The sequence below is a fragment of the Lentilactobacillus parabuchneri DSM 5707 = NBRC 107865 genome (assembly GCF_001435315.1).
Lineage (GTDB): Bacteria > Bacillota > Bacilli > Lactobacillales > Lactobacillaceae > Lentilactobacillus > Lentilactobacillus parabuchneri.
Genome location: NZ_AZGK01000001.1, coordinates 227,731 through 252,485 on the forward strand (window position 1 = coordinate 227,731; position 24,755 = coordinate 252,485).

The following is a 24,755-nucleotide window of genomic DNA, read 5'->3' on the forward strand; positions in this document are numbered from 1 at the left end:
ATTAATCTTCAAATTCCGTTGTATCCAAGTTCAGGCTTTCCAAAATAATGGTTGCCGTTTCTTCAATGGATTTATTGGCGACATTGATGGTCAGACAGCCGATCTTTCGATACAACTTTTTGGCATACTCTAATTCAGTCTTGATATGTTTTGGATCAGAGTAAGGCGTGTCCGCGTTAAGCCCGTATGAAATCATGCGTTGCTTGCGAATCTTACTGAGCTTTTCGGGTGTATTCAAGAGGCCAAACATTTTATCTTTATCGATTTGGTCAACTTCTTCCGGTAACTGGAGGTCAGGCCCGATTGGCAGATTGGCCACACGTTGGTTTTGATTTGCCAAGTACAGCGAGAGTGGGGTCTTAGACGTCCGAGAGACACCAAGTAACACAATGTCGGCTTCCAAAAGGCCCTTCGGATTCTTACCGTCATCGTTTTCGACCGCAAATTCAATTGCAGAGATTCGTTCAAAATAATTTTGGTTCAAATCATGAATCAGACCAGGGACGTGAGCCGGTTGTTGGCCGGTAACTTCTGCCAGCATCCGCATTGGGGTTTGAACGCAGTCAAAGTCGTAAATGCCGTTTTCCTTGCAGAAATCGCGGACCATCTTACTGAGTTCAATACTGACCAGGGTGTGAAAGATCATCGCGTGGTTGGCCAGGGCGATTTTAAGAATTCCCTTGAGAATTGATTCGGTTTGGATAAACGGGAAACGACGAATTTCAGCTTTGACATCCGGAAATTGTGACAGGGCGGTTTGGGCAATAGTTTGAGCGGTTGCGCCACTGGAATCTGAAATAATAAAAATGTTTTGTGTTTTCATAGCATTTGACCTCTAGAATTATATTTACTAATTAAATATTAACATGATGGATCAATTTTTACCTAAATCATTGACGATGTATCGATTAATATGTATAATTTACTTCGAACCGTTTTAGAAAGCACTTTTATGTGCGGATTAAACAGTTACATTTAAGCTCGGAGGGAGGGAATTTCATATGGCAAAGACAGTCGTTCGTAAAAACGAGTCTCTTGATGATGCTCTTCGACGCTTCAAACGTACAGTTTCTAAAAGCGGTACATTACAGGAATATCGTAAACGAGAGTTTTATGAAAAACCAAGTGTTAAGCGTAAATTAAAGTCTGAAGCAGCACGTAAGCGCAACAACAAAAAGAAGCGTCGTTTTTAAAATGATGATTGAAAAGATCGGAGCCTAATGTTTATTAGTCTCTGATCTTTTTTAATGTTAAAATTTAAGTATTAATTGAAAAGGGGTTACTTTGATGAGTGTATATGATAAATTACTTGCGGATATGAAGGATGCCATGAAGGCGAGAGATAAGGTCCGCCTCGGCGTTATCCGTGGAATCAAGTCCCAAATTATGAACGCTAAGGTTGCTGATTCGAACCATGATTTAACCGAAGAGCAGATTACCGACATCATCATGAAAGAAATCAAGCAGCAAAAAGAATCACTTGAAGAATTTAAAAAGGCTGATCGTCAAGATTTAGTGGCTGATCAGGAAGCTAAATTAAAGATTGCAGAAGAATATGCACCCAAACAAATGTCAAACGAAGAAGTTCAAAAAATCGTTAACGAAACCATTTCTCAAGTTGGCGCTGAATCCATGGCCGACTTTGGAAAAGTGATGGGTGCGATTATGCCTAAAGTCAAAGGCCAAGCTGACGGCAGCGTCATCAATCAGATGGTTAAAAAGCAGCTGCAAAGCTAGTCACACTTTAGGAATTGATCGTTTTGTGATAGTATCTGAAGAATGATAACTAATAAAAAAGGAGCTCATGTACTTGGCTGATACTCAACAAGTTACAAGAGAGTTTATTGTATCCGACCCTAACGAGTTATTACAAATCGTGGGTACTCAAGATGAGTACATCACGATTATCGAAGAGGGAATGGATGTTTCAATTAATGTGTTTGGCAATTCGCTTCGGGTCACCGGTCAAGATGAACCCGTCAGCGTAAGCCTGCACATTTTGGAGAATATTCTCTCGTTAATTCAAAAGGGAATTAATATCAACAGCAGTGACTTCATCAGTGCCATGAATATGGCAAAAAACGGCACGTTGGAGTACTTTTCCGATCTTTACAATGAAGTCCTCATAAAAGACGCAAAGGGCAAGGCAGTCCGTGTAAAAACGTTTGGTCAGCGCCAATATATTCAAGCGATTAAGCACCATGACGTCGCTTTTGGAATTGGCCCAGCCGGGACCGGTAAAACCTACCTGGCCGTTGTGATGGCAATTGCTGCGCTCAAAAAGGGAACGGTTGATAAAATTGTGTTGACCAGACCTGCTGTTGAAGCTGGGGAAAGTCTTGGCTTTTTACCCGGCGACTTAAAGGATAAAGTTGACCCTTATCTGCGCCCAATCTATGATGCCTTGCATTCGATTCTGGGTGCTGAACATACTGAGCGGCTGATGGATCGCGGTGTAATTGAGATTGCGCCATTGGCTTATATGCGTGGGCGAACGTTGGACAACGCCTTTGTCATTTTGGACGAGGCCCAAAACACCACCAATATGCAAATGAAGATGTTTTTGACCCGTTTGGGATTTGGCTCCAAGATGATCGTTAACGGAGACATTTCGCAAATCGACTTGCCAAAGCACTCAGCCAGCGGCTTGGTCACAGCACAAAAGATTTTGAAGGACATTGATCAAATCGAGTTTGTCACCTTCACAGCAAAGGACGTTGTGCGTCACCCAGTCGTTGCCAAAATCATCACCGCTTACGAAAAAAGCGGCAATTAATTCTTAGAAAATAGTCGAGGATTTAGATTAATGGATTTAGAAATATACGATAAGACTGAAAAAGGCGTTTCGGAAAAAGACCAAAAACTGATTCGAGACGTTTTGAATTTCGCCGGGTCTTTCATTCACCTGGCAGACAACACAGAGATGTCAGTAACGTTGGTTAACAACGACGAGATTCACAAAATTAATCAACAATACCGTGGCGTTGATCGGGCAACTGATGTGATCAGCTTTGCGATTGAAGACGAAGCCGACGATGACTTTCCGATTGTCATGGACGAGGCACTCAAGGAATCGATCCCGGAAAACATCGGTGATATTTTTGTGTCCGTCGATAAAGTTGCTGAACAAGCAGACTACCTGGGACATTCTTTCGAACGGGAACTCGGGTTTCTCTGCGTTCACGGCTTTTTGCACCTTAACGGTTACGATCACATGAAGAAAGCTGATGCGGATATTATGTTTCCGCTTCAAAAAGAGATTTTAAATGCCTATGGCCTCAAAAGATAAACAAACTCAACAACTGGATAAGAATAAAACATTCATCCAATCGCTTGGTCATGCCTTGGACGGAATTAAGCGGCTATTGTTAGAGGAGCGCAACTTTCGGTTCGACCTGATCATGGCGATTCTCGTCTTGGCCCTGGCCGTGATCATGCGGATCAATATCAACGAATGGCTGTGGTTGTTCGCAGCTTTTTTCTCGGTGATTGGTTCAGAAGTGCTCAATACCATCGTTGAAAACGTGGTTGATTTGATCGTTGGCCACCATTTTGACGACTTAGCCAAACGGGCAAAGGATGTTGCGGCCGGAGGTGTCCTGTTGTCGGCACTCTTTGCCGTGATTATAGGGATGTTAATTTTTGTTCCCAAATTTCTCGCGTTACTAAAATAAAAGGGGTAAAGTTATGGATAATCCAGATTTTCATTCAGGGTTCGTGGCCATTGTCGGCCGACCAAACGTTGGTAAATCAACATTTTTGAACCGGGTCATCGGCCAAAAAATTGCGATCATGAGCGATAAGCCGCAGACCACACGAAATAAAATTCAAGGCGTTTACACCACCAAGGATGCCCAAATTGTGTTCATTGATACGCCGGGGATCCACAAGCCACAAAACAAGCTTGGCGATTTTATGATGGAATCAGCCTTGTCTGCACTAAAAGAAGTCGACGCGGTTTTGTTCATGGTTAATGCTACCGAGCATCGTGGTGCCGGCGATAATTTTATTATCGATCACTTGAAAACCGTTGAGAAACCAATTTATTTACTGATTAACAAAATTGACGAGATATCTCCCGATGACATCATGCCAATTATCGAGCAGTATAAGAATGCACTGCCGTTTAAGGACGTCTATCCGATTTCTGCACTCCAGGGCAACAATGTCCCAGAGCTCATTGAGACGTTGGTTAAAACCCTTCCCAATGGACCTCAATACTATCCTGCAGATGAGGTGACCGATCATCCTGAACGATTTGTCATTTCAGAACTGATCAGAGAAAAAGTTTTGGAACTGACCCGCCAAGAGATTCCTCATTCAACGGCCGTGGTGGTTGAAAGTATCAAGGACGAGCAGAGCTTGTTACGGATTCGGGCAACCATTATTGTTGAACGTGATGGCCAAAAGGGAATCGTTATCGGTAAGGGCGGCGAAATGCTGAAAAAAATTGGCACTCTGGCCCGAAAAGATATCGAAAACATGATGGGCAACAAAGTCTTCTTGGAACTATGGGTGAAGGTTGTCCCACATTGGCGGGATAAAGCAAATTTGCTGAATTCCTACGGTTATCGTAAGGATAATTATTAGAGGTGAGTGATTTTGTCAAAGGGTCTGCGAACCGATTTTAACGGGATTTTGCTTTATACAAAAGCTTATCGGGAAAGAGACTTGTTGGTAAAATTTCTGACCAGGGAATACGGCAAGAAGATGTTTCTTGTCCACGGTGCCAAACGGCCCAAGTTCAAGATGCGAGCCGCTATTTTACCGTTTACCTACGGGCTTTATAATGGCGACATTAAAGAATCCGGTTTGTCGTATATTTCAACTGATAAGCAACTGGCACACTTTCAAGCGATCAGCGAAGATATTACCAAAAACGCATACGCCACTTACATTATGTCCCTGATTGACCTGGCGTTTCCGGATGGCGAGCCGATCCCCGAATGGTACGATAAGCTGTTAACCGGCTTAAACCTCATTAACGAGGGATTTGATGAACAAATCATCACCAATATTTTTGAGGTGCAGCTGCTGAACGCCTATGGTGTCGCACCGGATTGGGTGGATTGTGTCATTTGCCACCGAACCGATTTGCCGTTCGACTATTCGGAAGCATACGGCGGCCTTTTGTGTTCGAATCACTGGAGCCAAGACCCGTACCGGATGCATTTGGACGCCAGGACGATTTATTATCTGCGCTTATTTTCGGTGGTCGATCTGACCAAGCTCAAACATGTTAAAGTTAGTGATCAAACCAAGAAGGCGTTGCGAGAAGTGTTGGATCAAATTTATTCCCGAAGCGTGGGTGTGGTACCAAAAAGTAAGCATTTTATTGACCAATTGGGAAAATTCAAACTTTGATTTTTAAGACGTTGACAATTATTTTAATGTCAACTATGATTATTTTTGAAATAAATAATTCAACGATGACAAAAGAAATTAAATAAGCAATTTTTTAAACGAGATCAGGACAGTGTGAGCTGATTAAAATTGATTATTTAAATGGCGCTTTTCGAGTTGAACAATTAAGTGCTGGTAGCAATACCAGAAGTAGGGTGGAACCGCGATTTCATCGTCCCTATGTTGAGTGGCTTAGTCTAATTAAGTCGTTGAACATAGGGATTTTTTCATGCTTTTTAAAATTAGGAGGAAAATTTATGACTGAAAAATTATCAGTTCAAGAGATTATCTTGCGGCTGCAGCAATACTGGTCAGCACAAGGATGCATGCTGATGCAGGCGTACGATACCGAAAAAGGGGCCGGAACCATGAGCCCTTACACCTTTTTACGTGCAATCGGACCCGAGCCATGGAACGCAGCTTACGTTGAACCTTCCAGACGACCGGCTGATGGCCGTTATGGTGAAAACCCCAATCGTTTGTACCAACATCATCAGTTCCAGGTTATCATGAAGCCTTCTCCTGAAAACATTCAAGAGCTTTACCTCAACAGCCTCAAGGAATTGGGCATCAACCCCTTGGAACATGATATTCGTTTCGTTGAAGATAACTGGGAGAACCCGTCAATGGGCTGTGCCGGTGTTGGTTGGGAAGTTTGGTTGGACGGAATGGAAATTACCCAATTCACCTACTTCCAAATTGTCGGTGGCTTGGAAATGGATCCAGTCGCTTCCGAAATAACTTATGGTTTGGAACGACTTTCCTCCTACGTTCAAGATGTCAACTCTGTCTTTGACCTGAACTGGGCAGATGGCGTTAAGTACGGGGATATTTTCAAAGAGCCTGAATATGAACATTCAAAGTACAGCTTTGAAATTAGTGATCAAGAGATGCTTTTAACGCTGTTTAACGACTACGAACGAGAAGCAAAGCGGTTATTAAAGCTTGATTTGGTCCATCCAGCTTATGATTACATCTTAAAGTGCAGTCATACCTTTAACTTGTTAGATGCAAGAGGGGCTGTTTCTGTGACTGAACGGGCGGGATACCTGTCCAGAATTCGAAATTTGGCGCGGTCGGTTGCCAAAGAATTTGTTGAAGCACGAAAGCGCCTGGGCTTCCCGTTGATTAAGGATGAAAAGAAGCGTCAGGAACTACTTAAAGACGATAAGGAGGAGAAGTAATGGCTAATAATTTCTTATTAGAAATCGGCTTGGAAGAAATCCCGGCTCACGTGGTAACACCAAGTATCATCCAATTAAAGAAGCGGGCTGCTGATTTTTTGAAAGAGCACCGGATTTCATTTGATCAAATTAAAACGTTTAGCACTCCTCGTCGTTTAGCTTTGTACATTACCGGCCTAGCCGATAAGCAACCTGACATCGATGAGTCAGTTAAGGGACCTGCCAAAAAGATCGCTCAAGATAAAGATGGCAACTGGACTAAAGCCGCCATTGGATTTTCTCGTGGTCAAGGCGCGACTCCTGACGACATTACCTTCAAAGACGTCAAAGGAACGGAGTACGTTTTTGTTGAAAAACACATTGCCGGAAAATCCGTCAAGGAAATATTACCTGGGATGAAGGACGTTGTGGTCGCCATGAACTTCCCAACTATGATGAAGTGGGGGAGTTACTCATTTGAGTACGTTCGGCCAATTAAGTGGTTGGTTGCATTACTCGACGATGAAGTGATTCCTTTCAGCATTTTAGACGTCGATACTGACCGGATCACGTCCGGCCACCGTTTCCTTGGAAAGGACGTTTCGTTGGCAAACGCGGACGAATACGAGGAAAAGCTGACCGAACAATTTGTGATTGCGGATGCCGCTAAGCGAAAAGAATTGATCACCAAGCAAATTAAGAAGATTGCCGAGGATAACAACTGGCAAATTAACTTGGATCCCGATCTTTTGGAAGAAGTTAACAACCTGGTTGAATGGCCAACAGCGTTTTATGGTAATTTCGAAGACAAATATTTGGCAATTCCAGACGAAGTCCTGATCACGTCGATGAAGGATCATCAACGGTTCTTCTACGTAACCGATCAAAGCGGACAGTTATTACCACACTTTGTTTCAGTTCGAAACGGAAATGATTACGACATCCAAAATGTGGTTGCCGGAAACCAGAAAGTGCTAACCGCTCGGTTGGATGACGCAATGTTCTTCTATCAAGAAGATCAAAAGAAATCAATTGCCGATTACGTTGAACGCCTCAAAAAGGTTAGCTTCCACGACAAAATTTCAACAATGTACGAAAAGATGCAGCGGGTTCAAGTCATTTCCCAATACCTGGGTCAACTTGCCGGTTTGTCCGATCAAGAATTGAAAGATTTAAAGCGGGCTGCTGAAATTTACAAGTTTGATTTGGTCACCGGAATGGTCGGTGAGTTTGCGGAATTGCAAGGGGTGATGGGCGATAAGTACGCTTTGCTCATGGGTGAGACGCCAGCAGTTGCCACTGCAATTTCCGAGCACTACATGCCGATTTCTGCCAATGGTCAGCTCCCGAAGACTAATGTTGGCGCCATTTTAGCCATTGCTGACAAATTGGACAGCATTTTGACATTTTTCGCAGCCGGGATGATCCCAAGTGGATCAAATGACCCTTATGCCTTGCGTCGTCAGGCAACCGGAATCGTTCGCATCGTTGCCGACAAACAGCTGAACTTTGATTTGGATCAAACACTGGATCAGCTGATTGATTTGGAAGACCAGGCACAAGTTGCACCTAAACTGGATATGAAAGCTCAGGTTCAAGCAGTCAGCGCCTTTGTCAAGGACCGGATTAAGCAATATTTGGATGATCTGGGTGTTCGTTATGATATTGCCGATGCGGTTACATCAGGTGCACACACGAACATTTTATTCAATATTGCCAGTGCCAAGACGCTTCAGGACCACAAAGACGACGCTGATTTCAAGGACATCATCGAATCATTGACCCGAGTGCAACGGATTTCGAAGAAGGGCTCATTCAAATCTGATGACTTGTCGGTTGACCCAACTTTGTTTGAAAATGATTCTGAAAAGGCGTTACATGATGCTGTCAGCTCAGCCGTCGACGGTTATAAGAACCAAACTGCTGAAGAAGACTTCCGTCGGTTGTCGTCACTTAAAGACAAGATTAACGATTACTTTGACGCAACTATGGTGATGGCAAAAGACCCACAGCTTAAAGATAACCATCTTCGTCAGTTGACGGTCATTTCGAAGATGATCCTATTTATCGGTGACCTTGATAAGCTGGTTGTGAAGGGTTAATTCCGAAGTGTCATCGTTTGTACAAAATATTGATTTGTGATATTATCTAAATACGTATCGCTAGTAAAACAAGTCGCACTTATTGTGCGGCTTTTTACAGGCATTGACTCAGTTTTAAAAGATGGGAGGCGAAGTAATGGCAAAGATCCCAGAAGATGTGATTGAAGAAATTAGGTCACAGGTTAACATCGTTGACGTTGTCTCCCAGTTTGTTCAATTGAAACAGTCCGGAAAGAATTTATTTGGCCTTTGTCCGTTTCACGAAGAGCGGACCCCGTCTTTTTCAGTAGCAGAAGATAAACAAATTTTTCACTGTTTCAGCTGTGGTCGTGGTGGGAACGTGTTTAAGTTTTTGATGGAACTTCAAAACATTTCATTTCCTGAGGCCGTTAAAAAAGTCGCTGAAATGGAACACCTTTCCGTTGATGACAGATACTTTAGTGACGTCGGAAACGCCCAAGCCTCTGCAGAAAATACGCAACAAAAGCAGCTGATCGAACTCCACGAACAAACGGTTAAGTTGTACCACCACATCCTGACGAATACCAAGATGGGGCAACCTGCGCTTGACTACTTACATCAGCGTGGGGTCTCGGATGATACCATTGCGATTTATCAGCTCGGGTATGCCCCGAGTCAACGGTTGTTAAAACCATTTTTTGATGAACGGAAGACTGATTTTCAGTTGCTTCGCAAATCAGGCCTTTTTTCTGAGGACCAGGAGGGCAATTTGCGGGATCGCTTTGTCGATCGGGTGATGTATCCGATTCGAAACGGCGGTGGACAAACAATTGCTTTTTCTGGGCGGCTGCTGACAGCCAACTCGGATATGCCCAAATATTTGAACAGTCCGGAAACCGAAATCTTTAACAAGCGAAAAGTATTGTTTAATCTGGATTTAGCTCGGCCAAATATTCGTGGTAAAGATCCAGCAATTCTGTTTGAAGGGTTTATGGATGTCATTACTGCCTATCAGGCTGGAATTAAGTCAGGTATTGCCTCCATGGGAACCAGCTTAACCGAACAGCAGATTTACGACATTAAGCGGATTACACACGAGGTCGTCATTTCCTACGATGGCGATACGCCCGGACAAAAGGCGATTAAGCGGGCAATCGATGCGTTTAACCAGCAACAAAGCCATGTTGAGATGAAGATTATTTCTGTGCCTGATGGCATGGACCCTGATGAATTCATTCGCAAAAAGGGCGCCGATGCGTTTAAACAACTGATTACTCACGCTCAAGCTCCGATTGAATTTGAACTGAGTTACTTGAAAAAGCAGTTTAATTTGGATTCGGAAGTTGATCAAAGTCACTATATTGCTGAAGCCTTAAAATTAATCAGCCAAGTGGACTCCGGAATTTCCCGGGATCTCTACTTGAACCGGTTAGCCGATGAGTTTTCAGTGGACAAGAAGCTACTTTCTCAGCAACTGGCGCCGTTGACTCGAAAACCAACTGCACCGGTCCAGACGCCACGGACGTATCAGCAGCCGGTTCAACTCAACCAGACGAAGCATTATTCGCTGGTTGAGAAAGCTGAGATGCAACTGATGAGTCGAATGCTTCATTACCACGATATTTGGCTCAAGGTCAGCAACGTGTCTGGATTCGCATTTGTTGATGAACCGTACCAAATGTTGTACCTTTTAGCTGAGGGTTATTTCACAAAATTTGACACTTATAACGTTGCCACATTCAGTAATTTGATTTCCGAAGCGTCATTGCAGAGCCTACTCGTTGAGATTGACATGCTTGAGCTGCCGGATAATCCAACCAACGCTGAAATTGACAATTATTTAAATATTTTGATGAATCGAGCCCCCGTTGAAGAAAAATTAAAAAAGAAGCGTGCCGAACTCCGGCAGGCAACTAAGATTGGTGATATTGACAAACAAAAAGAACTTACAATTGAGATTGTCAAGCTTGAACAACAGAAGAGAATGAAGCAACAAGTATAACTTCAGGAGGCGTTTTGATGGCTAACAAAAAATCAGATGAACAAGTAAAGGTAACAAAGATGGCAGCCGAAAAGAAAACCACGGTCAAGAAGACAACGGCCGCCAAAGCCAAGTCAACTAAGGCCAAGAAGACGACGGCTGTTAAAGCAACCAAGCCCGCTAAGAAAGCTGACAAGCCTTACAAAAAAGAGTTTGACGCAATTGTTAAGGAAAGCAAACCGATCGGTCATATTACCTATGATGAACTTGAAAAGAAAATCCAAACACCTTATTCCTTAAATGAAAAGGATATGGAAGGCCTTTTGGAAAACATTGAAGACTCCGGAATTAGTGTCGTTGACGAAAATGGTGATCCGGATCCCCGTGCCATTGATGCGGCTAAGAAGGTTACCAAGAAGGAACTTTCAGACGTGTCAGCACCAACCGGTGTGAAGATCAATGATCCTGTTAGAATGTATCTAAAGGAAATTGGTCGGGTTTCACTGCTGAGTGCCGATCAGGAAATTTCACTTGCCAAACGAATTGAATCTGGCGATGAAGAAGCCAAACAGGAACTAGCTGAAGCCAACTTGCGACTGGTTGTTTCGATTGCCAAGCGTTATGTTGGTCGGGGGATGCAGTTCTTGGACCTGATTCAAGAAGGAAATATGGGCTTGATGAAAGCCGTTGAGAAGTTTGACTACCGAAAAGGGTTCAAGTTTTCAACTTACGCAACCTGGTGGATCCGTCAGGCGATTACCCGTGCAATTGCCGATCAGGCGCGAACAATCCGAATCCCTGTCCACATGGTTGAAACGATCAACAAGTTAATCCGAATTCAACGTCAATTACTTCAAGACCTTGGCCGTGAGCCATTACCTGAAGAAATTGGTGCTGAAATGGATATGCCGACTGAAAAGGTTCGAGAAATCTTGAAGATTGCGCAAGAACCCGTTTCACTTGAAACACCAATCGGTGAAGAGGACGATTCACACCTCGGTGATTTCATTGAAGATCAAGACGCCACTTCACCAGCTGATCACGCCGCTTACGAACTGCTCAAAGAGCAACTCGAAAGTGTCTTGGATACGTTGACTGATCGTGAAGAAAACGTTCTTCGTTTGCGTTTCGGATTGGATGACGGGAGAACCCGCACCCTTGAAGAAGTGGGTAAGGTGTTTGGCGTCACCCGCGAGCGGATTCGTCAAATCGAAGCCAAAGCATTGAGAAAGCTGCGTCACCCATCTCGAAGCAAGCAATTAAAAGACTTCTTGGATTAAGATTATTAATGGATTAACTCTTGAATTAAGAACTGGTTGGAAGACTGACAATCGTCAGTTTTTCCAACCAGTTTTTTTGCGTTCTGGATGTTGAATGACTCAAATTTCCCAGTCGTTCTGTTCATTTTGAATTTAATAATTTATAATGAAACTATCCACAAACTTAGGAGTTCACTATGAATAGTACGCATTTATCGAAACGACTACAAACAGTCAGTGATCACGTTGAACCAGGGAGTCGCCTAGCCGACATTGGTTCGGACCACGCATACTTGCCGATTTACTTGGCAAAAAATCACATCATTGACTATGGTGTCGTGGGCGAAGTGGCAAAAGGGCCGCTTTCAAACGCGATTTCAGAAATTACAAAAGAAAATTTATTAGGCGTCTTGCATCCCCGATTAGCTGACGGTTTGGCTGCAATTGAACCTGACGATCAAGTGGACGCAATTACAATTGCCGGAATGGGCGGTAATCTGATTACCCACATTTTAGAGGCCGGTCGCAACAAACTATCCGGCAACGAAAAATTAATTCTTCAACCTAATGTTGGCGAACCAGTCGTCAGAAAGTGGTTGATGAAAAACGGCTACCAAATATTTGCTGAACAGATTCTCAAAGAAGACGGGCATATCTATGAAATCATCACGGCCAAAAAGGCGGCGTCTGCCGTCACCTATTCGCCACTGGAATTGGAATTCGGCCCATTTTTGATTCAGCAACGGTCATCGGTTTTTATTGAAAAATGGCAAAGTGAAATCGGCTTAAGAAAGCGTGTCATTTCTGACATGCAACGGGCAACGCACAAAGATGACGTTAAAATAGCCGCCATCCAAGCAGAAATTAAAACAATTGAAGAGGTAATCACCGGTGAAAGCTAAAGAATTAGTTGAACAATTCGAAAAATTTGCCCCCAAAAAGTTGGCAATGCAGACTGATCCAGTTGGCCTGCAAATTGGGTCGTTGGACAGTGACATCCATAAAGTGATGACGACACTTGATGTGCGACCGGAAGTGGTTGACGAAGCGATTGAAAACAATGTTGATTTTATCTTTGCCCACCACCCGGTGATGTTTCGTCCTGCCAAAAACTTGGATCTCTCAGATCCACAAAACGCGATGTACGCTAAAATTATTGCTCATCACATCACGGTGTATGCCGCCCATACAAATTTGGATTCAGCAGATGACGGTATGAATGATTGGTTAGCGGCAGCCTTAAAGCTAACCAATATTTCCGGCTTTGTTCCCGAATACGACGAGTCGGTGTTTCGACTGACGGTTCAAGTTCCGAAGGTCTACGCCACGGCGGTTCGCATGTCGTTGGTTGATGCCGGAGCACAAGCAAGCGGCACGCAATACAGCGGCTATACGTACGAAATTGATGGGACCGTTTATTACGTGCCCAAAGCGGGTGCTGATCCGACAATGGGCACCGCCGGAGAACCCAACGAAATTGAGGATTCTCGTTTGGAATTTGAAGTCCCTGAAAAAAATCTCCACCAGGTTTTGAGGACTTTAAATGATGTCCATCCACTGGAAAAGCCCTTATATAACTTAATTCAACTGGCCGATAAAAAGCACCATTACACGATGGGGCGACTCGGTGACTTATCCGAGCCCATGGCCGTCAAAGACTTCGCTGAGTATTGTAAGCAGGTGTTTCACGTTTCTGGATTGCGGGTTATTGCCCGTGACTTGGAGCAGCCGGTTCAAAGAGTGGCGGTACTTGGCGGTGACGGCGGTAAGTTCTTCCCGCTGGCCAAGCAGAAGGGGGCCGACGTTTACGTGACTGGCGATGTTTATTACCATACCGGTCATGATATGCTGGCCGCTAATTTACCAGTGATTGACCCCGGCCACCATATTGAAGCCATTTGTATTCCGCGTCTGGCCGAAATGTTTAAACGCTGGTCCGCTGAAAATAACTGGTCAATCGATATTTATCAGTCAACGATTAATACCGATCCATACACATTTATGTAACTGATGATTTAAAGGAGATTATTAAAATGTCAAAATACCCAGAACTGATTCCCAACTTTTTGAAGTTCGCTAAAATCAATACCCGCTCTGATCCTAATTCCACTACGGTTCCTTCATCACCTAGAGAAACGGAATTTTTGAACATGCTTAAACAAACGCTCATCGCTATGGGATTGGAGAATGTTCACACCAACGACCAAAGCGCATATGTTTTTGCGACACTGCCTGCAACTGCTGAGCAAGCTGTCCCAACGGTTGGCTTTATTTCTCACATTGACACGGCTGACTTTAATTCAGAAAATATTCAACCAAAAATTGTTGAAAATTATGATGGTCAATCAGTGATTAAGCTCGATGAAAAGGGTGAATATACTTTGGATCCCAAGGTATTTGCCAGCCTTAAAAAGTACAAGGGCGATACCCTGATTACCACCGATGGATCAACGTTACTCGGATCTGATGATAAGTCCGGTGTTGCCGAAATTTTATCGGCGGTCAAGTATCTGATGGACCATCCTGAAATCAAGCATGGCACGATCAAAATTGGCTTTGGGCCGGATGAAGAAATTGGTACCGGCGCTGACCGTTTTGACGTCAAAGACTTTGGCGCAGACGTTGCCTATACCGTTGACGGCGGGCCGTTGGGAGATATGAACTACGAGACCTTCAACGCGGCTGATGCCAAAGTATCGATTAAAGGAACCGATGTCCATCCCGCAGAAGCCAAAGGCGTTATGGTCAATGCCATCCAAGTCGGGATGGACTTTCATGGCGCTTTACCAGACTTTGACCGTCCTGAAAAGACCGAGGATCGGGAAGGCTTTTTCCACATCTACGACTTTAAGGGCAGCGTTGACCACACTGAAATGGCCTACATTATCCGGGATCATGATCGCGATCGCTTTGAAGCCAGAAAACGATTGTTCCAGGGAATTGCCGATCAAATGAATACTGATTTTGGTGAGGATCGAATCAAAGTCACCATCAAGGACCAGTACTACAATATGGGCGAGATTATTGAAAAAGATCCGACACCGGTAAAAATTGCCGAACAAGCAATGAAGAATGTCGACGTCAAGCCACACATTTTCCCAGTTCGTGGTGGCACGGACGGCTCCAAGATTTCTTACATGGGCCTTCCGACACCCAACATTTTTGCGGGCGGCGAGAATATGCACGGGCGCTTCGAATACGTTTCTGAACAAACCATGGTCAAGGCCGTGGATGTTATTTTGGAAATTGCAAAATTATACGCTGAAAAGTAATTGGTCAAAAAAGGTCAAATTATTGTTCAGGGCATTGAAAATTTGATAGTATGTCTGTAGGTGGTTTGAGATGAAAATGATTATTTTTGTTTCGAACCTTTTTATTAAAAAAGTCAATAAAAATACATTAATAAGGTGATAATTAAATGAATCCTGATAATTTAACCGAAGCAGTTACGCAGGCAATTTCTCAGGCCCAGCAGATTGCTGCGACACGGAAGCAGCAAAATATTACGGTGGCCCATCTGTTCAAGTTTTTGGTTCAACCGGGAGAACTTGCACGGGAAATTTATTCCCAGTTGGGCTTAAAATTGGACGACGTTAACGCGGAATTAGACAAGGAGATTGACCAAATTGCAACCGTCGAGGGCAGCAATGTCAGTTACGGCCAGTCCTTGTCGTCCAACCTCTATGAATTGCTTCAAGATGCCGAACAGATCAAAAATGAATTTGGCGATACCTACATCGCTGTTGATACATTAACCATTGCGGTCATGCAGCTTCATGGCGACAAGTTTGCCGATTACCTTTCTGCCCAAGGCATCACTGAACAGAAGGTCAGAAACGTTGTTGAAAAAATTCGTGGCGGGCAAAAAGTCACCACCAAAAATCAAGAGGATAGTTATCAATCGCTTGAAAAATACGGAACCGATTTAGTTCAAGCCGCCCGTGATCACAAATTAGGTCCGATTATTGGCCGAGACGAAGAGATCTTGGATGTTATCCGAATCTTATCCAGAAAAACCAAGAACAACCCCGTCCTAATCGGCGCTCCCGGTGTCGGGAAAACGGCGGTCGTTGAAGGATTGGCCATGCGAATTGCCTCCAATGATGTGCCGGAGAATTTGAAGAATAAGACGATTTTCCAATTGGATATGGGATCATTAATCGCCGGGGCCAAATACCGTGGCGAATTTGAAGAGCGCTTGCAAGCCGTGTTAAAAGAAGTCAAAAAGGCTGAAGGCCAAATCATCATGTTCATTGATGAAATCCACAACATTGTCGGTGCCGGCAAGGCCGAGGGCAGTATGGACGCCGGCAATATTTTAAAGCCAATGTTGGCCCGTGGTGAGCTGCACTTGATTGGTGCCACGACCATCGATGAATACCGCAAGTACATGGAAAAAGACAAGGCCCTTGAGCGTCGTTTCCAACGGGTGATGGTTCACGAACCATCCGTAGAAGATACGATTACCATTTTGCGGGGCTTATCTGAAAGCTTGGAAATTCACCACGGCGTGCGGATTCACGACAACGCGTTGGTCGCAGCCGCAAAGCTTTCCGATCGCTATATTACCGACCGTTATCTCCCGGATAAGGCGATTGATTTAGTTGATGAAGCATCTGCTGAAATTCGGGTCGAAATGAATTCCAGCCCCACTGAATTGGATCAATCAAAGCGGCAATTGATGCGCTTGGAAGTTGAGGAAGCAGCTTTGAAGCAGGAAAGTGATGAAGCCTCAAAGAAGCGCTTAAAAGAGGTTCAATCAGAGCTTGCCAATATCAAAGAAAAAGTTAATCAGCTTAACGCTCGCTGGTCGCAGGAAAAAGAGGCCATCAAAAAGATTTCTGATAAGAAGAAACAGCTTGATCAGGCCAAAAATGATTTAAAGAGTGCCGAAAACAGCTATGATTTAAACAAGGCGGCGGTCCTGCAACACGGGACAATTCCACAATTGGAAGCCGATCTTAATCAGCTCGAAGAAAATGATCAGCATGCGGATTGGCTGGTTAGTGAATCTGTCACTGCCAACGAAATAGCGGCGGTTGTGAGTCGAGAAACTGGTATTCCAGTCACAAAATTAGTTGAGGGTGAACGAAAAAAGCTGCTGCATTTGGCTGACAACCTTCATAAACGCGTGATTGGCCAAGATGCAGCCGTTACGGCCGTCTCAGATGCCGTTATCCGCTCACGTGCGGGCCTTCAAGACCCAAGCAAGCCTCTGGGTTCATTCCTGTTTCTCGGACCAACAGGCGTCGGGAAAACCGAGCTGGCCAAGGCGTTGGCAGAAGACCTGTTCGACTCGGAAGATCATATGGTTCGAATCGATATGTCCGAATATATGGAAAAAGAATCGGTTTCGCGTTTAGTCGGCGCGGCTCCTGGCTACGTTGGTTACGAAGAGGGCGGTCAGTTAACCGAGGCCGTTCGCAGAAACCCGTACACGATTGTCTTGTTTGATGAAATTGAAAAGGCCCATCCCGATGTCTTCAATATCCTCTTGCAAGTGCTTGACGACGGTCGTTTAACTGATAGTCAAGGGCGCACGATTGATTTCAAGAATACAATATTGATCATGACTTCGAACTTAGGGTCCGATATTTTACTGGACGGAACTGATGAAAACGGGGTTATTTCAGCTGACGCGAAAAAGCAGGTTAACCAACTGTTAAAAGCGTCGTTCAAACCGGAATTTTTGAACCGAATTGATGACGTGATTACCTTTACGCCATTATCAAAAGCAGATATTGAAAAGATCGTTCAAAAGTTGGTTAATCAATTATCCAGTCGGACCAAGGCCCAAGATATCGCACTGTCGATTTCAGCCGAGGCCAAGCAATGGATCGCTAATAACGGTTACGAACCACAATATGGTGCTCGTCCACTTCAACGATACGTGACGAATGTCATTGAAACGCCGTTGGCCCGAATGATTGTGGCTGATCAAATTCAACCGCATAGCATTGTCCACATTAATCTAAAGGATAATCAATTAACCTTTGACCCTGAAAAGCTGTCTGAAGATCAAACCGTTTAAGCGGTTAAGGAGGGATTTTCGTTGCCACTGAACTATCAATTGCCAACGGATAATCAGACGAAGTTGGCCGTCGCCGTTTTTCCAGCTGAAAACCCCAAGGGAATTGTTCAAATGATGCACGGCGCGTTGGAACATAAGGAACGCTACTATGAATTTGCCGACTTTTTGGCCAGTCATGGGTACGTAGTTGTTATCTCCGACAACCGCGGACACGGCGGCTCGGTTTCAAAAGACGACCCGTGGGGATTGATGAGAAGCATTCCCCGATTAGTTGACGACCAGGTTTTGGTGACCAAATTTATTAAACAAAAATATCCAAGTCTGTCCGTCAGCTTATTTGGCCATTCTTTTGGGTCGATTCTGGCCCGGCTTTATCTTCAGCAGCACGATCACGATGTCAATGCGGTCGCTTTGACTGGGACCACCAACTATGTGCCAATTGTTCCCGTGGGACTAATGATTGGTCGGTTGTTTTTAACGATTTTTCCAGAAACAGCCAAGTGGTCCTATTTATCGAAGATTTCAGGATTAGCCCCCGGGGATCACGAGTGGTTAAGTTATAACCCGGAGAATATTCAAAAGGTCACAAACGATCCGTTAATGATGGACGAGTATCCGGTCCGCAGCTTGCAAACATTGTGGCAGGGGGACTTTGCCCTTAAACAAACCCGGCGTTTTGAATGTCACAACCCCAACTTGCCAATTTTAAGTTTGGTTGGGGCAGACGACAAGTTTAGCGGCGGCGAAAAGGGCTTGGCAGATACCCTTTCAACGTTAAAAAAGATTGGCTATCGGCACGTCAAAAGCATTCGAGAACCACATATGAAGCATGAGGTGCTTCAAGAAACCAAGCGCCAGGTTGTCTTTAACCGCTTGTTGACGTTTTTTGAACGGCATCAATGAGTCAAAAGTGAGTTATTCTCAGCGCAAAAAAACGATCTGAATATCCTTGATTTGGATGTTCGGGTCGTTTTTTTGTGTGACTCATCGTTGCTTGTCCCACACGTTTGAGGTGTCCGTTTTGAAAACAGGCGGCAAATAAAAAATCGTCAGCAAACACTGACGATTAATCGTTATCTTTCTTTGGTGTTGACGAATCTTTGGTAATGAGATAGATACCGTTTACGGCAACAAACGCTGTAATCGCGGCAGCAATTCCAATCTGTGAAGGAATCCATGATCGAACTTCCAATGCAGAACCTATGTAACCAATGATTTCGCCAAAGATGTAAGCCCATAAAATTGCGACAATATTTGAACTAATCAGTTTCATGTTTTACGCCACCTCACAATCAATAGCATTTTAGCATATATTTCCCGAAAAATCATTAATTTTTTGATTTCGAATTCTGAATGTCGCATCGATTAATTTGGTATAATTTGAAATAGAAAGAGGGGTCATCACGTGAGTTATGTTCCATTACAGGTTATCAGTTCATATAGTCTGCTTCAAAGCCCAGTCCGGATCACGGATTTGATCACTGAGGCTGCTAAGCGTGGCTACCAGGCGCTGGCCCTTACCGATAAGAACGTCCTCTACGGTGCGGTCGAATTTTATGATGCCTGTCTTAAGGCGAATATTAAGCCGCTCATCGGGCTGACACTTGAAATTCCCGGTTTAATTTTAAACGATGGTCAGTACAACCTTGTATTGATTGCTAAAAATCAACGGGGATACGCAAACCTACTCAAAATTTCGACGCTTAAAATGACTAACGACGGGGTTACTTTTGACCAAATTTCCGGTTATTTAAGTGACTTATTCGTCATTTTACCACCATTAGCTGAAGTCAATGACCTTTTACTGCAGGGACGCTCAGAGGACGTTGTCGGATTGATTGACAAGCTGAAGGACAGTGGCATTGACAATCAATCACTGAAGCTGGGGGTCGACTACCACGCCTCTGACAGTCTGATCGATATGCTTAGCAAGTTAGCTGCCGATACATCGACGTCATTGGTTGCTGATTCACCGATCGATTACATTAACGCGACGGACTATTTTCCAATGCAGGTTTTAAAAAATATCGCTGCTGGTACCAAAATTACCAATGTTTCTCAGTTGAGCAAACAAGTTGGGCCATATTGGCTGCGTCCAGCCGATCAGGTTGCCAGTGAATATCGTAAACTTAATCTAAACGATGCGTTAACCCAAGTTGATCAAATCGTTGATCAGTCTAACGTCGAAATTAAAAAACAACAGCCTAAATTACCCCAGTTCGATACGCCCAACGGCATTGATTCGGGGACGTATTTAAGACAACTTTGTGAACAGGGATTAAAGAAACGACTGGCAAGCAATCATGTGAGTGATCCGACACCTTATCAACATCGGCTTGAGCGTGAACTTTCAGTCATTCACTCAATGGGTTTTGATAACTATTTTCTAATTGTCTGGGATGTTATCAATTTTGCCCATCAGACTAATATTATCACTGGTCCCGGGCGTGGTTCGGCCGCAGGTTCCCTGGTCGCTTATGTGCTGACGATTACCGACGTCGACCCGATCAAGTATGACCTGCTGTTTGAACGTTTTTTAAATCCCGAACGGGTGCAGATGCCCGATATCGATTTGGATATTCCCGACGACAAACGCGACGAAGTGATTCAGTACGTCCATCAAAAATACGGGCACAAGCGGGTCGCCCAAATCATCACTTTTGGGACCCTGGCTGCCAAACAGTCCATTCGAGATGTCGGCCGGGTATTCGGCCTCAATCCAGCGCAACAAGACGTTTGGAGTAAGGCGATCCCAAGTGCATTTCACGTGACGCTGCGAGATGCCTATGATAATTCCCAACGACTAAAGAATCTGATTGCCGACGGTCCGTTAAATCAAGCCTTATACGATACCGCCACGGTGTTGGAGGGATTGCCAAGGCACTATTCAACCCATGCGGCTGGGCTTGTTTTAAGTGACCAGCCATTGGTGGATCTGGTTGCGCTTCAAAATGGCAATGAGGGTTTGTTGATGACACAGTATTCAAAAGACTACGTGGAATCAGTCGGTCTGTTAAAGATGGATTTCTTGGGATTGCGGAACTTAACGATCTTAGCTGACGCGCTGGATCAGGTGAAGCAATCAACTGGTCAAGCCCTCGATATTTCCGCGGTTCCTTTGGACGATTCACAAACAATTGCCTTATTTGCCAAGGGCAACACCACCGGTATTTTTCAATTTGAATCAAACGGTATCCGAAACGTGTTGCGGCGACTTGTTCCAACCCGCTTTGAAGATATTGCGTTGGTTAACGCCTTATATCGGCCAGGTCCGATGCAAAATATTGACGAAGTTGTCAAACGAAAGACGACAAACGAGGCGCTCAGTTATCCAGATGAGTCACTGGAGGAAATTCTTAAGCCAACATACGGGGTGATTGTCTACCAAGAACAAGTGATGTTGGTTGCTTCCAAAATGGCCGGCTTTTCATTAGGGCAAGCCGATATTTTGAGGCGGGCAATGAGTAAAAAAAAGCTGGCCGTGATGGACCAGATGAAAGTTCAATTTATGGCCGGATCAAAAAAACGTGGTTATGCAGAAGCGGTCGCCAACAAGGTTTTTGACTATATCGAACGCTTTGCTAACTATGGGTTTAACAAATCCCATGCGGTTGCCTACAGCAAAATGGCCTACGAACTGGCGTTTTTAAAAGTTCATTATCCTGGCGAGTTCCACGTTGCCTTATTAAATTCGGTTCAAAACAACGCCGTCAAAATTAAGGAATATTTGCTAGATGCAAAATCCATGGGAGTCACTGTTCTGGGTCCAGATATTAATACAAGCCAGGCGGCCTTTTCCTACCAAGACGATAAAATTATCTTTGGCCTGGAATCCATTAAAGGTGTTCGGCATGATATGGTTGAAGACATGTTGGCGGAGCGACGCGAACACGGGCCGTTTAAGAGTTTTCCGGATTTCTTAAGTCGTTTGGATGATAAATATCGTAAGTCGGAACTCATTTCAGCGCTGATTTATTCCGGTGCGCTGGACGGCTTTTCATACAACCGGTCCGAACTGATTGCGGCGACGCCCGAATTTATCAGCTCAGTTGAACTAAGCGGCAAGTCAATGAGCCTGTTTAAAGTGCTGGAGCCCAAGATGCCGCGGATGCCTGAGATGCCGTTAATGGACAAGCTGGAAAAGGAAAATGAATACATTGGGGCTTATTTATCCGGACATCCAACCGAACGATTTGAGACGTTGGCCAACCAGTTAAATGCGCAAACAACCCAAACGATGGCAGTGGGGATGAAAAATGTCTATTTGATTCTTTACGTCACCAAGGTGAAGATTATCCGCACCAAAACCGGCAAGCAGATGGCCTTTTTAGACGGCAACGATCAGGTAGGCGAAACGTCGATTACGGTCTTTCCGAATCTGTTTTCCAAAACGCAATCTTGGCTGCATAAGGATATGGTGGTTTTGGTCAAGGGGAACGTTGAAAAAACCAACGACATTCAGATGGTTGCTAATGACTTGCAGCCAGCGGCAAACGCACTACAAAGTTTAAAACGACAGAAGCCGTCTTCAAAATGGTATTTGCGGATTGACGCTCAGCAGGATAAAAACGTTATCTTTCACAATCTGAATCAATTAAGCCGCCAATATCACGGAAACGTCCCCGTGATTGTCTTCGAGACAGAAACAAAAAAGACGTGGGCATTGGCTGAACAATTTTGGCTGACAGATTCGCCAAAATTAAAAGAACAATTAATCACAATCTTTGGCAATAATAATGTCGTGTATAAGTAATTTTTTTCAGAAAAAAAGTTTAGTTTGGTAAAGGCTTTCATTTGCGGTAGGCCTAACTTTTTGGCTGTCGGCTTAAATCACAGACACTGATTTAGGCCTAAAAGGTGGGCGACAATCCGTGTAAAAAGTGATAAAATAACCGGTGAATCTAAAAGGATACCGATGCATGATTTGAGACGTTTTGTAGACGGTTCGAAAAAGCGTCGAGTGCCCAAAAACCGAAGGAGAGATTTTACTTATGAAGAAAACTAAGATCGTAAGTACATTAGGCCCAGCAAGTACTGATGTAGAAACAATTACTAAGTTGATTGAAGCTGGTGCTAATGTTTTCCGATTTAACTTTTCACATGGTGACCACCCTGAACATCTTGATCGTATGAACAAGGTTCACGAAGCTGAAAAGAAGACTGGTAAGACTGTTGGAATTATGCTCGATACTAAGGGTGCTGAAATTCGGACGACCGTTGAAAAAGACGGCAAGATTGAATTCCACACTGGTGACGTATTCCGTATCTCAATGGACGCAAGTCTTGAGGGTACTAAAGAAAAGATTGCAGTTACTTACCCAGGACTCTTTGATGATGTTCATGAAGGCGGCCACGTTCTTTTTGACGATGGTTTGTTGGACACTGTTGTTACTAAAAAAGACGACGCTAATAAAGAATTAGTTGTGACTGTTCAAAACGACGGCATTCTTGGTTCACGGAAGGGTGTTAACGCACCTGGTGTTTCCATTAACTTGCCTGGTATCACTGAAAAAGATTCAGATGATATTCTTTTTGGCTTGGACAACGACATCGACTTTATTTCAGCTTCATTTGTTCGTAAACCACAAGATGTATTGGACATCCGTGAATTGCTTGAAGAAAAGCACATGGAACACGTTCAAATCTTCCCAAAGATCGAATCACAAGAAGGAATCAACAACTTTGACGATATCATCAAGGTATCTGATGGTTTGATGGTTGCTCGTGGTGACATGGGTGTTGAAATTCCAGCCGAAAACGTTCCGTTGGTACAAAAGACTTTGATCAAGAAGTGTAACCAACTTGGCAAGCCTGTTATCACCGCTACTCAAATGCTTGATTCAATGCAGGAAAACCCACGTCCAACTCGTGCCGAAGCTTCTGATGTTGCCAATGCCGTCTTTGATGGTACTGACGCAACCATGCTTTCAGGTGAAAGTGCCAACGGTGACTACCCTGTTGAATCAGTTCAAACAATGGCTCGTATCGACGTTAAGGCTGAAAATGCATTTAGCGAATTCGGTACTCCACGTCCTGAGTTTGACTCAAGTGACGTTACTGAATCAATTGGTGACTCAGTTGCCCGTGTTGCCGAAGAATTAGGTGTTCACTGCATCGTTGCAGCCACCCGTTCAGGATACACTGCACGTATGATTTCTAAGTATCATCCAGATGCTGACATCCTTGCCATCACATTTGACGAACGTACCCGTCGTGGTTTGATGGTTAACTGGGGTGTTCACCCAATCTTGGTTGACGAAGTTAAGAGCACTGATGAAATCTTTGAATTAGCTTCAAAGAAGGCTCTCGAAACTGGTTTGGCTAAGGAAGGCGATTTAATTATCGTCACTGCCGGTGTTCCAGTTGGCGAAAGTGGCACGACTAACTTGATGAGAGTTCAATTGATCGGCTCAAAGTTGGTTCAAGGCCAAGGTGTTGGTGACAAGACTGTTATTGGTAAAGCTGTTGTTGCTAAGAACGCTGCTGATGCTAAGAGCAAGGTTACTGAAGGAAGCATCCTTGTAACCAAGTCAACTGACAAAGAATATCTGCCAGCTATCGAAAAGGCAAGCGCCGTTGTTGTTGAAACAGGCGGTTTGACTTCACACGCAGCTGTTGTTGGTATTTCAATGGGAATCCCTGTTGTTGTCGGTGCTGCTGACGCAACTACCAAGATTTCTGACGGTGAATTGATTACTGTTGATTCACATCGTGGTGTCATTTATCACGGCGCATCATCATCAATCTAAATTTAACTTGTGAGTAATCACAATTCATAAAGAACAGGTCCGGGCGGTTAATCCGTTCGGACCTGTTTGTGATTTAAAGACTGAAGTCGAAATTTAGATTGAAAAC

The 24,755-nt window shown here is 44.1% G+C and carries 20 protein-coding genes; 18 read left to right on the forward strand and 2 right to left on the reverse strand.

Annotated elements, in window-relative coordinates; genetic code table 11:
* Position 1: 1 nt before the first annotated feature.
* Positions 2-823 carry a pyruvate, water dikinase regulatory protein gene (locus FC51_RS01220; protein ID WP_057909200.1) on the reverse strand — a complete coding sequence of 274 codons (822 nt, stop codon included), beginning with the start codon at positions 821-823 and terminating at the stop codon, positions 2-4.
* A gap of 178 nt (positions 824-1,001) precedes the next feature.
* On the opposite strand from FC51_RS01220, the gene rpsU reads away from it, so the two are divergent.
* The 16 genes from rpsU (at position 1,002) to FC51_RS01300 (ending at position 18,803) form a co-directional block, all read left to right on the forward strand.
* On the forward strand, positions 1,002-1,193 hold the full coding sequence (gene rpsU, locus FC51_RS01225; protein ID WP_003553874.1) for a 30S ribosomal protein S21: 192 nt from the start codon (positions 1,002-1,004) through the stop codon (positions 1,191-1,193).
* A 94-nt stretch (positions 1,194-1,287) separates the two neighbouring features.
* Positions 1,288-1,737: a GatB/YqeY domain-containing protein gene (locus FC51_RS01230; RefSeq protein WP_057909199.1), complete on the forward strand. Its 450-nt coding sequence runs from the start codon at positions 1,288-1,290 to the stop codon at positions 1,735-1,737.
* Positions 1,738-1,810: 73 nt separating this feature from the next.
* The gene (locus tag FC51_RS01235; RefSeq protein WP_057909198.1) at positions 1,811-2,776 is read left to right on the forward strand and encodes a PhoH family protein; all 966 of its coding nucleotides are present in this window, start codon (positions 1,811-1,813) and stop codon (positions 2,774-2,776) included.
* Between the two features lie 30 nt (positions 2,777-2,806).
* Entirely contained in the window at positions 2,807-3,289 is a 483-nt protein-coding gene (gene ybeY, locus FC51_RS01240) for an rRNA maturation RNase YbeY (protein ID WP_057909197.1), read from the forward strand.
* On the forward strand, positions 3,273-3,674 hold the full coding sequence (locus tag FC51_RS01245) for a diacylglycerol kinase family protein (RefSeq protein WP_065203810.1): 402 nt from the start codon (positions 3,273-3,275) through the stop codon (positions 3,672-3,674). The genes ybeY and FC51_RS01245 overlap by 17 nt, the downstream gene beginning before the upstream one ends.
* A 13-nt stretch (positions 3,675-3,687) precedes the next feature.
* A complete protein-coding gene (gene era / locus FC51_RS01250) occupies positions 3,688-4,590 on the forward strand; it encodes a GTPase Era (protein WP_057909195.1) in 903 nt (300 codons plus the stop codon).
* 12 nt (positions 4,591-4,602) lie between these two features.
* Positions 4,603-5,364, forward strand: coding sequence for a DNA repair protein RecO (gene recO / locus FC51_RS01255; protein ID WP_057909194.1), 762 nt, complete (start codon positions 4,603-4,605; stop codon positions 5,362-5,364).
* Between the two features lie 296 nt (positions 5,365-5,660).
* A complete protein-coding gene (glyQ, locus tag FC51_RS01260) occupies positions 5,661-6,587 on the forward strand; it encodes a glycine--tRNA ligase subunit alpha (protein WP_057909193.1) in 927 nt (308 codons plus the stop codon).
* Positions 6,587-8,668, forward strand: coding sequence for a glycine--tRNA ligase subunit beta (gene glyS, locus FC51_RS01265; protein ID WP_057909192.1), 2,082 nt, complete (start codon positions 6,587-6,589; stop codon positions 8,666-8,668). The genes glyQ and glyS overlap by 1 nt, the downstream gene beginning before the upstream one ends.
* A gap of 136 nt (positions 8,669-8,804) precedes the next feature.
* Positions 8,805-10,631: a DNA primase gene (dnaG, locus tag FC51_RS01270; protein WP_057909191.1), complete on the forward strand. Its 1,827-nt coding sequence runs from the start codon at positions 8,805-8,807 to the stop codon at positions 10,629-10,631.
* Between the two features lie 17 nt (positions 10,632-10,648).
* The gene (rpoD, locus tag FC51_RS01275; protein ID WP_081037508.1) at positions 10,649-11,890 is read left to right on the forward strand and encodes an RNA polymerase sigma factor RpoD; all 1,242 of its coding nucleotides are present in this window, start codon (positions 10,649-10,651) and stop codon (positions 11,888-11,890) included.
* A gap of 176 nt (positions 11,891-12,066) precedes the next feature.
* A complete protein-coding gene (locus FC51_RS01280; protein WP_057909190.1) occupies positions 12,067-12,771 on the forward strand; it encodes a tRNA (adenine(22)-N(1))-methyltransferase in 705 nt (234 codons plus the stop codon).
* On the forward strand, positions 12,761-13,876 hold the full coding sequence (locus FC51_RS01285; RefSeq protein WP_057909189.1) for a Nif3-like dinuclear metal center hexameric protein: 1,116 nt from the start codon (positions 12,761-12,763) through the stop codon (positions 13,874-13,876). The genes FC51_RS01280 and FC51_RS01285 overlap by 11 nt, the downstream gene beginning before the upstream one ends.
* A 26-nt stretch (positions 13,877-13,902) precedes the next feature.
* Positions 13,903-15,141, forward strand: a complete 1,239-nt coding sequence (gene pepT, locus FC51_RS01290) for a peptidase T (RefSeq protein ID WP_057909188.1) — start codon at positions 13,903-13,905, stop codon at positions 15,139-15,141.
* Between the two features lie 146 nt (positions 15,142-15,287).
* A complete protein-coding gene (gene clpB / locus FC51_RS01295; RefSeq protein ID WP_057909187.1) occupies positions 15,288-17,900 on the forward strand; it encodes an ATP-dependent chaperone ClpB in 2,613 nt (870 codons plus the stop codon).
* A gap of 21 nt (positions 17,901-17,921) precedes the next feature.
* On the forward strand, positions 17,922-18,803 hold the full coding sequence (locus FC51_RS01300) for an alpha/beta fold hydrolase (protein ID WP_057909186.1): 882 nt from the start codon (positions 17,922-17,924) through the stop codon (positions 18,801-18,803).
* A gap of 163 nt (positions 18,804-18,966) precedes the next feature.
* Here the strand turns inward: FC51_RS01300 and FC51_RS01305 are convergent, their stop codons facing one another.
* Positions 18,967-19,173 carry a YjzD family protein gene (locus FC51_RS01305; RefSeq protein ID WP_057909185.1) on the reverse strand — a complete coding sequence of 69 codons (207 nt, stop codon included), beginning with the start codon at positions 19,171-19,173 and terminating at the stop codon, positions 18,967-18,969.
* Positions 19,174-19,305: 132 nt separating this feature from the next.
* On the opposite strand from FC51_RS01305, the gene dnaE reads away from it, so the two are divergent.
* Together dnaE and pyk are read left to right on the forward strand one after the other, a co-directional pair.
* Positions 19,306-22,653, forward strand: coding sequence for a DNA polymerase III subunit alpha (gene dnaE, locus FC51_RS01310; protein ID WP_057909184.1), 3,348 nt, complete (start codon positions 19,306-19,308; stop codon positions 22,651-22,653).
* A 238-nt stretch (positions 22,654-22,891) separates the two neighbouring features.
* Positions 22,892-24,649, forward strand: a complete 1,758-nt coding sequence (gene pyk, locus FC51_RS01315) for a pyruvate kinase (RefSeq protein WP_057911128.1) — start codon at positions 22,892-22,894, stop codon at positions 24,647-24,649.
* The last annotated feature ends 106 nt before the right edge of the window (positions 24,650-24,755 follow it).

What these genes read in the sequence shown, in the direction of transcription:
- FC51_RS01305 (WP_057909185.1), bottom strand. Translation starts at nt 19,173, where the DNA reads ATGAAACTGATTAGTTCAAATATTGTCGCAATTTTATGGGCTTACATC.
- ybeY (WP_057909197.1), top strand. Translation starts at nt 2,807, where the DNA reads ATGGATTTAGAAATATACGATAAGACTGAAAAAGGCGTTTCGGAAAAA.
- rpoD (WP_081037508.1), top strand. Translation starts at nt 10,649, where the DNA reads ATGGCTAACAAAAAATCAGATGAACAAGTAAAGGTAACAAAGATGGCA.
- FC51_RS01220 (WP_057909200.1), bottom strand. Translation starts at nt 823, where the DNA reads ATGAAAACACAAAACATTTTTATTATTTCAGATTCCAGTGGCGCAACC.
- era (WP_057909195.1), top strand. Translation starts at nt 3,688, where the DNA reads ATGGATAATCCAGATTTTCATTCAGGGTTCGTGGCCATTGTCGGCCGA.
- pepT (WP_057909188.1), top strand. Translation starts at nt 13,903, where the DNA reads ATGTCAAAATACCCAGAACTGATTCCCAACTTTTTGAAGTTCGCTAAA.
- clpB (WP_057909187.1), top strand. Translation starts at nt 15,288, where the DNA reads ATGAATCCTGATAATTTAACCGAAGCAGTTACGCAGGCAATTTCTCAG.
- FC51_RS01280 (WP_057909190.1), top strand. Translation starts at nt 12,067, where the DNA reads ATGAATAGTACGCATTTATCGAAACGACTACAAACAGTCAGTGATCAC.
- glyQ (WP_057909193.1), top strand. Translation starts at nt 5,661, where the DNA reads ATGACTGAAAAATTATCAGTTCAAGAGATTATCTTGCGGCTGCAGCAA.
- glyS (WP_057909192.1), top strand. Translation starts at nt 6,587, where the DNA reads ATGGCTAATAATTTCTTATTAGAAATCGGCTTGGAAGAAATCCCGGCT.
- FC51_RS01230 (WP_057909199.1), top strand. Translation starts at nt 1,288, where the DNA reads ATGAGTGTATATGATAAATTACTTGCGGATATGAAGGATGCCATGAAG.
- rpsU (WP_003553874.1), top strand. Translation starts at nt 1,002, where the DNA reads ATGGCAAAGACAGTCGTTCGTAAAAACGAGTCTCTTGATGATGCTCTT.
- dnaG (WP_057909191.1), top strand. Translation starts at nt 8,805, where the DNA reads ATGGCAAAGATCCCAGAAGATGTGATTGAAGAAATTAGGTCACAGGTT.
- FC51_RS01245 (WP_065203810.1), top strand. Translation starts at nt 3,273, where the DNA reads ATGGCCTCAAAAGATAAACAAACTCAACAACTGGATAAGAATAAAACA.
- pyk (WP_057911128.1), top strand. Translation starts at nt 22,892, where the DNA reads ATGAAGAAAACTAAGATCGTAAGTACATTAGGCCCAGCAAGTACTGAT.